Source organism: Streptomyces sp. NBC_00631 (assembly GCF_045206895.1).
Lineage (GTDB): Bacteria > Actinomycetota > Actinomycetes > Streptomycetales > Streptomycetaceae > Streptomyces.
Genome location: NZ_CP107734.1, coordinates 8,874,538 through 8,888,137, shown reverse-complemented (window position 1 = coordinate 8,888,137; position 13,600 = coordinate 8,874,538). Strand labels below are relative to the sequence as shown.

The 13,600-nt window shown below is 71.5% G+C and carries 9 protein-coding genes; all 9 read right to left on the bottom strand.

Features of this window, described 5'->3' with window-relative positions:
- Positions 1–478: 478 nt before the first annotated feature.
- The 9 genes from OHB00_RS40585 to eccB all read right to left on the bottom strand — a co-directional run bounded on the left by OHB00_RS40585 (position 479) and on the right by eccB (position 13,590).
- On the bottom strand, positions 479–790 hold the full coding sequence (locus tag OHB00_RS40585) for a hypothetical protein (protein WP_406442585.1): 312 nt from the start codon (positions 788–790) through the stop codon (positions 479–481).
- On the bottom strand, positions 790–1,209 hold the full coding sequence (locus OHB00_RS40580; protein WP_406442583.1) for a YbaB/EbfC family nucleoid-associated protein: 420 nt from the start codon (positions 1,207–1,209) through the stop codon (positions 790–792). The genes OHB00_RS40585 and OHB00_RS40580 overlap by 1 nt, the downstream gene beginning before the upstream one ends.
- 90 nt (positions 1,210–1,299) lie before the next feature.
- Positions 1,300–4,230, bottom strand: coding sequence for a hypothetical protein (locus tag OHB00_RS40575; RefSeq protein ID WP_406442582.1), 2,931 nt, complete (start codon positions 4,228–4,230; stop codon positions 1,300–1,302).
- Positions 4,231–4,318: 88 nt separating this feature from the next.
- Positions 4,319–4,870 (bottom strand): hypothetical protein, encoded by a 552-nt coding sequence (locus tag OHB00_RS40570; protein WP_406442580.1) that lies wholly within the window; start codon positions 4,868–4,870, stop codon positions 4,319–4,321.
- Between the two features lie 116 nt (positions 4,871–4,986).
- Positions 4,987–5,283, bottom strand: coding sequence for a WXG100 family type VII secretion target (locus OHB00_RS40565; protein ID WP_406442578.1), 297 nt, complete (start codon positions 5,281–5,283; stop codon positions 4,987–4,989).
- 51 nt (positions 5,284–5,334) lie between these two features.
- Positions 5,335–5,811 carry a WXG100 family type VII secretion target gene (locus OHB00_RS40560; RefSeq protein WP_406442576.1) on the bottom strand — a complete coding sequence of 159 codons (477 nt, stop codon included), beginning with the start codon at positions 5,809–5,811 and terminating at the stop codon, positions 5,335–5,337.
- A gap of 146 nt (positions 5,812–5,957) precedes the next feature.
- Positions 5,958–9,260, bottom strand: a complete 3,303-nt coding sequence (locus OHB00_RS40555) for a right-handed parallel beta-helix repeat-containing protein (RefSeq protein WP_406442575.1) — start codon at positions 9,258–9,260, stop codon at positions 5,958–5,960.
- A complete protein-coding gene (locus OHB00_RS40550) occupies positions 9,257–12,271 on the bottom strand; it encodes a hypothetical protein (protein WP_406442573.1) in 3,015 nt (1,004 codons plus the stop codon). The genes OHB00_RS40555 and OHB00_RS40550 overlap by 4 nt, the downstream gene beginning before the upstream one ends.
- Positions 12,268–13,590 (bottom strand): type VII secretion protein EccB, encoded by a 1,323-nt coding sequence (eccB, locus tag OHB00_RS40545; protein WP_406442572.1) that lies wholly within the window; start codon positions 13,588–13,590, stop codon positions 12,268–12,270. The genes OHB00_RS40550 and eccB overlap by 4 nt, the downstream gene beginning before the upstream one ends.
- Positions 13,591–13,600: the final 10 nt, after the last annotated feature.

Below are 13,600 nucleotides of genomic sequence, written 5' to 3'. Positions count from 1 at the left end.
CGACTCACGCGCCTTCGGCCACGCACTACCCACCAACGCAGGCGCAATCCACTGCAAAAACTTCGGCACATTCAAATCACGCACAACGACGCCCCACACACACCACAAACAACAGCACGCGAGCCCCGCCCGCACACCACAGCACTCACGACGACCCGCCCCCTCACGCCGGCAGCTTCCACTCCACCAACCAAACTACGAACAGCACCCCCACCCCCACGACCCCACACCCCCACACCAGGACCCCGAAGACCCCACCCAGTACCCGTCCATACCCACCCGGCCAAACGGACAGGGCTCCCGCGCCGTCGAGAGAGGTGTCTAGGCCTCAACTCTCCAGCTCAGGAGCCCTGTTGGTCACCGGGAGGGTGACTGGCGCTGCAAGCCCCGGCCGTCCGCACGTGCGGTATTGCCGTCGGCACCGCCCAAAATCGAGGTGGCGGGCGCCGCGCAGGGAGGCGTGCAGGGGAAGTACCGGCTACAAGTGATTCAACCCCGAGGCGATACTCGCAGTATCGTCACCTGTGTTGGTCACGAGGCTTGCGGCGTCGCTCAGTTTGCCCGCGGTCGTCCCGCTGACATGGAGGACACCCTGGCTCACCTCGTGGATCTGCTCCGCCAGCGTCTTGGTCATTTTCTCAAGGTCTCCCAGAGACTCATCGCCATTGAAGGCATGGGAGATATCGGCCGCTGGATCCAACGCGGCCTTGCTGATCGCGTGCGCGACTCCATGCAGGGCGGCGCCTCCCCCGTTCACCCCGTCGGCGCTGTAACCGGTGATCTCGCCCATCACTCGCTCCGCTCGCCGTCAACGAGCCCGATGGTCTCGCCGAACCCCGCGGCCTCGAACGGATCCTCGGGAAGCAGGGACGCCGGGTCGATCTTGCCCTGGAACAGGTCGGAGGCGTTGACGCCTTCGAACATGCCGCCGAGGCGGATACTCGCGACCTCGGCGAGTGCCTTCGTCCGGGCCTTGGCCAGGGTGTCGAGGATGATCTCCGCCAGTTCCGCGGAGGCCATCCTGCGGTAGGCGGTGGTCGGGAACTCCAACGCGCTGATGTCACCACGCGCTCCGACGGTCACCTTCACGGTCTCCCGGCGGGACACCTCGGTCACGGAGATCGAGTTGATCCGCTGAAACGCCTCGGTCGCCGCCGCCCGCTTCGTGCGATAGTGCTCGAACAGTTCTTCCAGCTGCTGGTCCTCCACGCTGCCCTCCATGTTCTGGCCGCCCGGTCTGCTCAGGTCGAGTCGGGCGGCTGTGATCGACGTGCACGGGTCGGCGCGTCGTTACACCGCTCAGGTGAAGAGGTTGGACCTCGTAGGGCTCCCCCATGCGCCGTCGTCCTGTCTCAGCAGGGCGGCGATGTCCCGGCGTTGATCCGGGCCCTCCTCCGGGGGCGTGGCTTCGCCGCTCGAAGAGTCGGCGTCGGTGTGCTGCCCGCCTTCCGGCTCCTCGGACTCCGCCCGGTCGATGGCCTCCTGCATCCGGGTCACGGCTTGTGCCATCGTCATGCCACCGGTCTCCTGGGTGATCCGGTCCGGGGCAAGCGTCGTGGAAGACTGCTCAGGTCGCCAGATCGCCCGCCCCGAGCCGCCGTCCGGAACGTCCTGCTCCGCCCGCGCACCGCCGGCCGCCGCGGATCCCGGCTCGGGACTTCCCTGTTCCCGCTCGGCCTGTCCGCGTCCGTACCGCCCCTGCCACAGCAGGGGCAGCAGAGCCCCCGGGGCGACCGCCCACGCCGCCGTTTCGTCGTCCGGCACACCGTCGTGCGCCGCGGCGCTCGCCGTATGCCTTGGTGGTGCCGTGGCAGCGGCAGCGGCCGTGGCAGGCGCGGCGGAAGCATCGGCAGGGGACGGTTGCGGGACGACGGCCTCCGCGGAGCCGGCGACGGCCGCGGACGTGGCCTGTGCGGCAGGTACGGCGGTCCCGACGGCACCTGCCGCCGCGGTCGCGGTCGTTTCGGTCTGCGGGAGATCCGGAGCAGCCGTCCCCGGCTCGGTCCCGGAGTCGGCCGCCGCGGCCGTTACCGCCCCGTCGCCCTCCCGTGCCGCGGTGGGCATCGCCGATCCGCCGACGTCGGCGGCCGGCTCCGCTGTCCGCGGGAGGTCCAAGGCCGCCGCCCCCGGCTCGGCACCGGCGGCGAACTGTGCGTCCGCCGCCAGTAGTTCCTCCTCCGACGCGGTCCAGGGTTCCTGCCGTGCGGCGGACACTCCGGCCTCGCCGGGGCGTTCCGTCGAGCTGCTGCCCGGCCCCTGGCCGGCGTGGGCGGCGCCCGCCGCCATCCCGCCCATCGGCAGATACGGCATACCGACCGCCGGGGCGACGGGTGCCGCCTCGTCAGCGGCGGAGTCGGCCGTGCCCGCCCCGGCGCCGCTCAGCGTCAGGACGGCGCCACCGGCCGACACACCGATCGCGCTGTCGAGGCCGTCCTCGCCGAGGTCGAGCCCCGCGTCCCAGGCGTCGGAGGCGCGCGACATCAGGCCGGACGCCTCACTGCGTTCCCCGGCGCCCTGGGCCCCGGCGGCCGCGCCGGCCCCGCCCATGCCGCCCATCGGCATGTACGGCATGCCACCCGAGGCGCTCGTGCCGGCGCTGCCCGCTGTCACGGTTCCCGTGATCGGTGCCGAGGACGCGGCCAGACCCCCGTCACCGAGCGACATCGCGGTGGAGCCGGTGCCGGTACTCGTCCCCGCACCGCCGAGCGCTGCCAGGTCGGTGTCCGACGCGGCTCCGCCGACCGTGGGGATACCGCCGGTGTCCAGTGCGCTCTCCGACGGAGAAAGTTTCGAAGCCGCGTCGTCGAGACCCGTCAGCCCCGAAGCCGACGCCGAGGGTATGCCCACCTGGTCGGAGAGATCCGTGCCGGCATCGGAGAGCCCCGACAGACCGGAGAGGCCGGCCGAGCCGACGCTCTTGTCCTTGCCCGTGGAAGAGGAACCGGCCTTGCCCAGGCCGCTGAGACCGTTGAGGCCGCTGATCCCCGAGGCCACGGGGGAAATACCGGAGTCGGAAAGCGACGCGTCGCCCGTTCCCAGGCCCTCGCCACTGCCGACGGCACCGGAGGTGTCCGTGCCGCCGCTGTCTCCGAGGCCGGAGAGTCCGTCGAGGCCGCTGATCCCCGAGGCCACGGGGGAAATACCGGAGTCGGAAAGCGACGCGTCGCCCGTTCCCAGGCCCTCGCCGCTGCCCGCCGAATCGGAGGTGTCCGCGCCGCCACTGCCTCCGAGGCCGGAGAGCTCGGACAGTCCGTTCAGCGCACTCGACGCGTCCGGAAGGGCCGCGCCGGCCCCGTCATCCGCGCCACCCGCACCACCTGGGTCCCCCGCATCCGCGCCACTGCCACCCGCACCGCCCAGGTTCCCCAGAAGCGCACCGAGGCCGCCGAGATTGTTCAGTTCGTCGGGCAAGCCGGTGGAAGTGGTGTTGCTGCCGCCTGTGCTGTCGGTTCCACCGTCCAACCCGACGAACGGATTTTTGACGTCGGTGGGCGGGACCACGGTCGCCACGGTGGGCTGGTAGTGACTGTTGACGGCGTAAATGATGGTGATGAGGTCTTGCTTGAGGAGCCGTTCAAGCTGCTCGAGGAAGGCGGCGAAGCGGCCGTGCGTCTGCTTCCCCGATGAATCACCTATGACGATCCCGCTGACCGCCGCCAACTGTTTTCCGTAGAACTCGTCCACTTTGATGGTCATGTCGATCGCGGCTTGCAGGGTGGCCCCGCTGTCGGCCACTTGCTGTGCCAGCGATGGACGAAAGGGGGTGGCAGCCATCGCGTCCGCGTTCGCCAGGAGCTGGTCGCCGGCCACTTTCATCATCGCGTCGAACGACCGCGCAGCCGGCCCCTGCCAAATACCGTTGTCGCCGGTCAGCGCCTCCGTCACCTTGTGCATAGAATTGCCGACAGCGCGGTAGGTCTTCTCCGCCTGATCAAACGCAGTGGCAAGCTGACTGAGGGTCGCCGGATTGGAGGTATCGGCGGCAAGTCTCTGATTGGTGTCATTGCTTATCAGAACCGGCTGCCCCAGATATTGGCCCGAACCGCCGACGATCATCGTCTCAAGCCCTTGCCACGGTGAATCGTTGAGTTTCTTATGCTCGTCCGCGGTATCTGCAAGCGTGTTCTGCGCAGCAAGAACATACTCGCCGCCGGCCCCTCTGGCCAGGTAATCAGGCAGGTTATCCTGGTCGGCGTTCGCGTCAAGGTATGGATCTTTTTTTTTGCCCATGTGCGCCGCGCTCCTGAGTCGCCGCTTGCTTGATCGTCTCCGGGTTCAACTCCGCAGGATTCGGCTGCGGCGGCCGGCCCTGTTCGGGCTACGCGTCGGACTTTGCGCCGGATTCCTCCGCCGAGCTGTTGATTCCCTGTATCTGTGCTACCGAAGGAGCCAACGCGTCCTGGATCTGCGCCGCCGTCACTTCGGTCGCCTCACCGGCATCCGAATATTTGCCTTTGATGCTGCCGCCCGTCTGAGCCAGGCTTCCCATAAGATCCCTGGCTTTCCCCGTCGTCGCCGCATGCGCATCGCGATGCTTCGTGAGAAGAAGTCCCGTGGCAGCGGCAGTCGGCCAGCCACCCGCCGCGGCGTTGAGCGCCGCTGCAAGCGTATTATGCGAGTCGTCCAAGAGTCGGCCGCAATCCAGAAAGTACTGGATGAGGAGGTCGAATTCAGCGGCGCTCGGCGCACTCACTACATTCCCATTCCCCCCGGAGAAGTTCGGCGAATTGATTTCCGCCACGTTACTGGCGGTCAGCGCACCTGTACCCGCGGAGACGCTGGGATCGAGCGGACCGTCGTAGCTGACCGCCGTGTCCTTGACGTCCTCCTGCGGGGCCTCCGGGCCGTGGAGATCCTCACGTCCGTCCATGACTCCCTCTTTCCTGGTTCTCCGCTTCGGCTTGGCCTTTTCTGTCCCCGCAGGACGGGTGGTGCCTCTCCCTCAAGGGCCAGGCACCACTCGTGCCGCCGCGAGTGCCGCGGTGATCATCCGCCGAAAGCGGCGGCATTGGTCCTCTCGGTCTGCTCCATCAGCCCGAGGATGTCACGCAGCCCGTCGGCGGCCTCTCCTGCCTTCCTGGCCATGTCATCGGCCGTAGCGTTCCAGGTCAGCCTGCGCCTTTCGTACTCAAACTTGCTGCTGTCGGACCAGCCCGCCAGCGCCTTCTGGTCGTGGCTGTAGAGCCCACGGACGTGATCGATCACGATCTGGGCGAAAGCCAGCAACTGGTCCGGAGCATCTCCCAGACTGTTGGGGTTGTAGGCGTAGGTGACATCCGACATGTGATTTCCTTTCCGGGGCAATGTGAGTTGAAGGGTTCGGAGTGCGGGCCGTCACAGCAGGTTCAGGCCGCCGCCCGGGGTGGAGGGGCCGTTCACCACGCCGCCACCGGGGGTTCCCAACGAGACACCGGCGGTGGCGGCGGTGCTGCCGGGAGTCGCCATTACGCCTTGGGCGGGCACGTCGGACCCGAGGGGGAGCCCGGGGGTCTGCGGGCTCATGCCGTCCCCCATGAGGCCGGACAGTTGACTGGCGGTGGCTTCCGTCGCGTCATCGGCGCTGATGGTGGCACCATGGGCCTTCTCGACCGCGTACCTGATGTCATTGAGATCTTTCAGGACTTGGCCGAAATCCGCGTAGAACTGGGCCATGGCTGTGGCGAATTTCGTGGACGCATTGCCCACCCACTGCAGCTGTGAGAGGAAGTCATCCAGCTGCGCGCTCGATTGCTGCAGACTCTCGTGCGCCTCCTCCAGGTAGTTTTCGGCCGTCTGCAGGCCCTGCACAGTGGTTGACTTCATCCCAGCCATGTGATCCTCCTGGTCGCCGTTTTGAGTGACGGTCAGATCGCTCGCCGATTGCCAGTCACTTCGTTCCTGTCTCCATACTGAGGATCCGTCGAGTCGATGCCGAGAATCCACTGCCCTCGGTGTCCGGTCGTTCCCATGAATGGGTCTTATCGGTCCCCTGCCGTACTCGCCGCGCCCGCCGCCGCGCGTACGTCCTTGGGCTCTACCGTGAGCCCGTTGCAGTGTGCTTCGACGAGGTCGGCGAACCGGTGCGCTCCATAGGCTCCGAAGCCGGGGAAACCGGCGGCGAGCACCGTGTCGAGTTCCTGACGCACGTCCTCCCCGACGACGTGACCGAGGTCGCGCAGGCGGCGGCAGACCAACTCCGTGATCTCCGGGACGCCGTAGGGGCGCAGGCGCAGGTACTCGGCGAAGCAGCGGGTGAGGTCGCCGTGGCCGCGCAGAAGGGCCAGCAGCCGGCTGTCGGTGCCGGTCAGGACCATGGCGGTGTCCGGTCCGGCGGCCTGCGCGCCCACCGCGACCGCGTCGGCGATCGCCGCTCGGTACGGCGGGGGCAAGGTGTCGAACATGTCGTCCAGCTCCAGCAGGAGCACCCCGCCCGCCGCCGCCCGGAACATCGCTTCCGTCCACGCCGTCGCCTGTCGGGGCGTGCGGGCGGGGAACTGCGAGAGTGCTTCCGCGCGCATGGCGCCGTGCGGAAGAAAGCCGTTCTCAGCGAGACACCGGGCGTACAGACCCGCCACCGCCTGCCGTCCGCTGCCGCGCTCTCCGGCGAGCACCACGTTCGCCATACCCCGCACCTCCCCACCGGAACGGCCCAGCGCGGCGAGGTCGGTCAACCGCCGGGACAGGGCGGCTTTGACGTCGTCGAGGCCGGTCAGGGTCTCGAGGGGCTGTGCCGAAGGTACGGACACGGCTGCCCGGCCGGGGTGCCGGGCGGCCGGCAGCGGTGAGGCGGGCGGGGCGTGGAGCTTGTCGTCGTCCTCCGGCTCCGGTGCCTTCTCGATGTCCTCGGCCGTCAGACGGCTCAGTTCGCTGTTGCGGGCCGGCGGCCGGTCGGCGAGGCGGGACGCCTGTCTGCTGATCATGGTCTCGAAGATCTGCCGGGCGACCCGGCCGTTGCCGAAGGTCGGCCCCTTGGGCACCTGCTCGAAGTACTGGGTCAGCGCGTCGAGGGCGTCGTCTCCCAGCTCGTAGTAGTGCTTGTCGCACAGGTTGCGGACGATGGTGACGAGTTCGTCCACGGAGTAGTTGGGGAACTCGACCGTGCGCGCGAAACGGGAGGCCAGTCCCGGGTTGGAGGCCAGGAACTGCTCCATCTGCTGGGAGTAGCCGGCGACGATGACGACGATGTCGTCCCGGTGGTCCTCCATCAGCTTCATCAGCGTCTCGACGGCCTCCTGGCCGAAGTCGGGGCCGGTGCCCTTGGACTGGTTGGTCAGGGTGTAGGCCTCGTCGATGAACAGCACGCCGCCCAGCGCGCGTTGGAAGACCTCGGTGGTCTTGATGGCGGTACCGCCGATGATCTGTGCGACCAGGTCGGCGCGGGCCACCTCCACGCTGTGACCCTTGGCGAGGATGCCCAGTTCGGCGAGGACTGCGCCGTACAGCCTGGCCACGGTGGTCTTTCCGGTGCCGGGCGGTCCCGCGAAGATCAGGTGGCGGCTGATGGGAGGCATGGGCAGCCCCATCTCCGCTCGGCGTTGCGCCATCTTGTTGAGGTTGATCAGGCCGTTGACCTCGCGTTTGACACTCTCCAGGCCCACCAGGGCGTCGAGTTCCGCCAACGGCCCGGTGCCGGTCGGGCTCATGTCCTCGCCGGACGGGGCGTCCTGCCCCGGGGATCCTTCGCGCCGGGCGGCCGAGGCGGTCGTCCGCGCGCCGGAGTTCGGCCGCGGAGCGGCGGCGGGCCGGTCGCCGGGGCGCGTACGGTTCAGGTCCGTGCCGGCGTTGCCCACGACCTCACAGTCCTCGACCGTGACGGGTTCGCCCAGGACACAGCGGACGCCGTCCCCCGCGTTGTCCATGACGGTGCAGTGGCTGAGCGCCACACGCGCCGACGGCTCGACGACCACTCCGTGGCCGCCGGCTCCGTGCACCCGGCAGCCTGTGACCTCGGCGGTGGCACCCTCGCGCACCCTGATCCCGTCGGCGGTGGCGTCGCCGACCTCGCTGTCCCGCATGGTCAGTTCGCTCTCGGCGCCGACCACCGCGCCGGTGCCGCAGTCGCGCAGGGTGGCGGAGTCGACGGTCACCGAGGAGGCGCCGATGACGGAGATGCCACAGCCTCCCACGGCCCGCAACAGCAGCTCGGACACCTGGCCGCTGCTGCCCCCGGCCACTTCCAGGCCGTCCCCGTCGCTGGTGGTGATCTCACCGCCGCGGACGGTGAGACGGGCCCCGTCCAGCGCGCGCAGCCCGCCGGTCCCCCCGGTGACCGTCAGCCGTTCGAACTCGGCGGTGGCCTCGGCTCCGGTGACGACCGCGGCCTGGGCGGCGCCGCGGACCGTCAGGCCGCCGAAGACCGCCGCGCCGCCGTCCTCCACCACTACGCCCAGCGGTGTCCGGGCGATCTCGCAGTCGTCCGCGCGGACCTTGGCGCCGTCCGTCACCCGCAGCCCGTGGCCCGCCGCGTCGCTGACCACCACACCGCGCAGTACCGGCGCCGCGCCGGTGCCGATGTGCACCGCGGGGCCCGCGGACCCGGTGAACGTACTGTCGCTGACGGTGACTTTGCCGCTGCTGGTCAGGTAGGCGTCGCACATCTCGCTGCCGGTGACGGCGAGCCCGATCAGCTCCGCGCGCGCCTCCTGTTCCACCACCACCGCGGGCTTGGCGGTCCGGGAGATCCTGGTCTTCTCCACCAGCGCGTTCCCTTGGCCGTTGACGCACACGCCGTTGCCGCGGGCGCCCGTCAGGTCGCAGTCGCGGAGGGTGAGCCGGCCCCGTTCGGCGACCACGACGGCGGAGGAACCGGTGTCGGTGACGGTCGTGTTCTCCACCGTGCCGGCCTCCGGCGAGGTCACGACGATGCCCGCGCCGAGGGTGTTGGTCATGCGGCAGTCTCGGACCGCCAGCCGTCCCTGGTTCCAGGCGAGTACGGCGGCCCAGGCGTGACCGGTCACCGAGCAGCCGTCGAGGGCCGCCTGTCCCTGCCGGACCTCGAGGACGGGGGCGTCCGGGTCATCGCCCGACAGGATCAGACCGGTCAGCTGGACGGCCTCGGCCTCCACCGTGACGGTGCTGCCCTCGCCGGCGTGCACCCGTACCTCGCCGGCCGCGGTGGCGTCGGCGCTCAGGGTGATGGCCCGGGTGATGAGGAGCGACTCCTCGTAACGCCCTGGGTCGAGGAGGACCAGGGCCCCGTCGCGGGCGTCGGCCAGCGCCTGCGAGATGGTGCGGTAGGCACCCGGCCGGTCCGGTGAAACGGTCAGCGTCTGTCGTCTCACCGTGGTGTCTCCTCGCCCCGGGGGGGCTGCTGTGTCGGGATCGCGGATTCATGCGGTGGTGACGAGACGATCAGACCGGGCGGGTTGGTGAACGCGGTCGTGAACTGCTCGGGCACCGGTTGCGCCCGGCGGCCGTCGCCCGCGCCCGCGGCCGCCCGCACGGCCTCGTCGGCGGACTCCAGCCCGGTGGACGCGAGATCGTCCAGCCTCCCGCGCTCGGCCGGGTCGTCGGAGGACGCGGCCAGTTCCGGTTCGGTCAGCTCCCGGAGCAGCACCACCCGGCGCCCCTCGCCACTGGTGGCCCGCAGCACCTTGAAAGCGGTGCCCGGCAGGAAGATCACCCGGTCGGGCAGTTCCGGCTGCAGCAGAGCGGTGCGACGGGCGGTCAGCGACCAGAGCAGGATGTCGGTGTCACCGGGAAGGCCGGGCCTGGCGGTGGTGAGCGCGCTGCAGAATCCCCATTCGGTGACCGGGCCGCCCTGCCGGGCCGCCTCCTCGTACCAGGCCAGTTCCGCGTCGGAGAGCGCGGCCCGCAGCAGTGCCACCCCTCGGTAGGAGGGCAGCCGCCGCAGCCCTGCCGCCATACAGCGGGCCAGCGGCACATGCGGTCCGATGCCGGCGCCGCGTACCGCGTCGTCCACCTGTTCGCTGGGGCCGGCCGACAGGTACAGGCGGACGGCGGTCAAATCGTTGAGGGCGGCCTTCGCCGTCGCCTTGGAGACACCGCGCAGTCCGGGGTTCTGCGACATCACGCGGGCCACGAAGCCCGCGGCCTCCTCGTACCGGGTGCCGCCCGCCCGGCGCAGCCACGAGCGTTCCCGGTCGAGATCCTGTGCCGGAGCCAGCGCGATCCTCGCGCCGGGCGCGGGTACCGGCTGGACCCGTACCCCCGGAGCGTCGGCCGAGGGGGAGGTCGTCGCGGACACCGTGTCGCCGGATGACGTCTCCGTAGGGCCGGGAGCGGCGGAAGCCGGGACGCCGGCCAGCGGACCGGTCGCGGCGGGAGCGGCGGAAGCCGGGACGCCGGCCAGCGGACCGGTCGTGGTGGGGGCGGCGGCCTGGTCGCGGTTCTCGTCGCCGTCGGCCGCCTGCGCGGTCCGGTTCACGGCGGGGGCGGCGGGAACGGCTGACGGCGCGGACTCCAGACGGATCCGCAGGGCGGGCCCCGGCCGGACAGGGCCCGGACTGCCCGTGCCCGCCGGTGAGCCCGGCCCGGCCGGGTCCCGCTCGTCCGCCGCTCCGGCACGCGGCGTGTGCTCCGCGGCCGGCGTCGCGTCGGGGGCGTACGCGGCCGGCGCGTCCCCGGTCCCCGCGGGAGCGGGCAGGCCCGCGGCCGGTTCCGGAGCGGCGTCCGGCGCCCGAACCGGCTCACCGGCGGACGGATTGGGCGGCGCCGACCGCACGGCCGCCGCGTAGGAGGCGGCACCGGCCTCGTCCGGCCCCGCCGTTGCCCGCGCAGCGCCGTCAGTGCTGCCGGTCGTTCCCGGCCCCGCCGGACCGCGCGCCGTCGTGCCCGGTGGCAAGGCGCGGAGTGCCGCGGCGTCGGCATCCGCGGGATCCGCCGCCCGCGGGCCCGCGGGCGACGGGTCCTGGAGGTCCCGGTCCTTGCCGGGGTGTTTCCCGGCCCCCGGGATCCGCCGCGGAAGTACGGGAAGCTCTTCGACCGCCCGTGGCGAAACGTTCGCGTGCGGTGCGGCGACCGGCCTGGGGCCGGTCGTGGCCGGGGCGGGCTCTGCCGGAGAGGCGGCCGGCACCACGGCCCGTCCGCTGGGCCGTCGTCCGGCGCCGATCGCGTAACCGGCGGGCAGTACGACACTGCGCAGGCGTTCGGCCATCGGCAGGCGCTCCAGGATTTCATGGGCGAGGGCGCGCAGTCGGGTCGCGACGGAGGGGGTGCTCTCGTCGAAGAGGACGGCGGCGTGGGCGGGGTCCGCCGGCGAGGCCCGCACGGTGTCCGCGCCGGGCGGATCGTGGGGCGGGCGTACCCACAGGCCGGACTGCACGATCTCGACCACGGCGTCGGGCGCGTACTGATACGCGCCCCGGCCGAGCGGCTGCAGTCCCGGCAACGGGCTGCGGGCTCGGCGTGGAATGGGCGCCGCAACCCCGGGGGTGTAGGCGAGTTCGCCCGCGTACGGCCGCCATCCGAGCCGGCCGTCCGGGCCCAGAGTGTGCACCTCCGGTACGGTGCCGGCGTCGCCGACGGCCGGGAAGCCGTTGCTCAGCACGATCTCGTGGTCGAGCAGCTCGGCGAGTACCCGGCCGAGCACGGTGCCGGGGGGCACGTCGACCGGTCCGTAGGGCACGAAAAGCATCTGCCGGCGACCGGTGGGCACCTGGGCGCGCCAGAAGGCGGCGATGTCCGTCAGCGACAGCGCCGGACCGCCCGGTACGCCGAGCACCACGGCGGCGAGGTCGGGGTCGGCGACGATCCGGTCGGCCAGCACCTGCCGAGGGAGTTCAAGTCCGCTGTCGTCTCTGGGGCGAAGCCACACACCGCCGGGAATCGGTTCGGCGAGAGCGTGCAGCCCGACGGGGACGGGCGCGTCGGGGACGAAGAACTCCCACTGCGGCTTGGGGAAGCGCTGCGAGTCGGGAAGGGCGGAACGGCCAGGCTGGTAACGCAGCCAGCCGCGGCCGTTGCCGGCGGGGATGAAGAGCGCGCCGCCCGCGGCGGCGAGTTGGTGTCCGTCGGGAGCCAGCACCGCGATGTCGAGCCGGTCGGCGAGCCACTGGGCCAGCCGCGCCGTCTGGGAGCGGGAGCCGCGACCCGGGACCAGCCGGAAGGTGCCCGCGCGCCGCTCCAGTATCCGGGCCGTCGACTCCAGGAGCACCGGTGAGGGATCGGCGGGCAGATCCAGCACCACCAGGGTGTGCTGACTGTCCGGGGCCAGCCCACGGGCGAAGAGCTGGGCCCGGTCGTCGGCCGCCGCGCGGGGACGGACCAGCAGGGCGTTGTTCAGGGTCTGGGCCACGAGGGGGCGGCGCGGCCGTTCCGCGGCGAGTCTCACCGCTGTCCCCCGGTCACGCCGGTACCGCCGAGTGCCGGGCCTGCCGGTATCGACTCCAGCAGGACGCGTGGCAGCGTCCGCGCGACGGCGGAGTCGTAGCCGAGTGCGGTGGCTGCGCGGTCGTCGGCCAGCGGGTATCTCCGTCCCTGATCGGTGATCAGGTACAGCTGTGCGGACGTGGACTCGCCCTGGGCCGGTGGCGTGGCGAGCACCCCGCTTCCGGCGGGCAACAGGATGCTGGAGCCGTGGGCGGCGGCCGTGCCGCTCTCCGTCACCAGCGCGCTGTTCAGCGTGGAGCCGTGCATCCGCTGCCGCAGGCAGAGCGCGCCCGCGCCGGTGCCCGCGTCGCGGGTGCGCACGACGTCGGGGAGCCGGGTGAGCAGGGAGCGGTCGGCCGACTCCGGCAGGGCGGCGACGGCGTCGGGGGTCACCTCACGCGGCTGGCCGTGGCCGGCGGAGAGCAGGGCCGCCTCGGTGGCGGTGACCGGGGCTACGCCGTCGCCCCGCAGGACGTAGAAGTGGACGCCACCGGCGACGCCGGTACGGAGCAGGTCGCCCGTGTGTGTCGCGCGCCCGGCGACACGCGGCCCGGCTGAGCCGCTGCCGGGAACGGTGGCGGGGGTCAGGGCGGGGCCCGTGGGCAGGTCGGCGAGCCAGGCCGCGGGGGCCGTCACCGGGTCGTCGGTGTCCAGGCCCAGCGCGACCAGCGCGGCCCGGTCGGGGACGCGGTACTTGGTGTCGCGCAGGACCACGTAGTGGGTGCCGTGCGGATCGACGACCAGGACGTGCGCGTCCGCGGGCACCGCCGTGGCGGCGTGCCCGGCGGGCTGGAAGTCGATGACCAGGTCACCGGGCCGGCGGGGGTGCAGGCACTGCGACCAGGCTCCCGTGAGCAGGTCCTCGGCCGACGGGATGGCGTCGGGGGCCCCGGCGATACCGAGGGGCGTGCCCCGGGGCACGCCGTTCAGCTCGGAGCGGGGGACCTGGTGCGGCTGAGCGGGCTTGCCGAGTGCGAGCAGCGCGGAGGCGTAGTTGAGAACCGGGTGCAGTACGCCGTCCGTGTAGAGGTAGCGGGTGCCGCTCTCCTTTTCGGCGACGAAGGGCCCGGCGGCGCGCCAGTCGTCGGGCTGCGGCTTGACCAGTCCGTACACCGCGAAGCCGCCGATGAGCAGCGCCGCCAGGACGATGCCGAACACCGCCCCGAGACGGGCGCGGTGCAGGGGGCCGGCGCCGGTCCGGATGTCCCCGGTGACCAGGGCGGAGGCGAGTCTGCCGGTGGCGAAGCGGTAGGCCTGGAGATGATCTCGACGGGTCTGCACGGTCGCGGTG

Excerpts from the sequence above, each read along its gene's own strand:
- OHB00_RS40560 (WP_406442576.1), bottom strand. The coding sequence starts at position 5,811 with ATGGCTGGGATGAAGTCAACCACTGTGCAGGGCCTGCAGACGGCCGAA.
- OHB00_RS40570 (WP_406442580.1), bottom strand. The coding sequence starts at position 4,870 with ATGGACGGACGTGAGGATCTCCACGGCCCGGAGGCCCCGCAGGAGGAC.
- OHB00_RS40585 (WP_406442585.1), bottom strand. The coding sequence starts at position 790 with ATGGGCGAGATCACCGGTTACAGCGCCGACGGGGTGAACGGGGGAGGC.
- OHB00_RS40565 (WP_406442578.1), bottom strand. The coding sequence starts at position 5,283 with ATGTCGGATGTCACCTACGCCTACAACCCCAACAGTCTGGGAGATGCT.
- OHB00_RS40575 (WP_406442582.1), bottom strand. The coding sequence starts at position 4,230 with ATGGGCAAAAAAAAAGATCCATACCTTGACGCGAACGCCGACCAGGAT.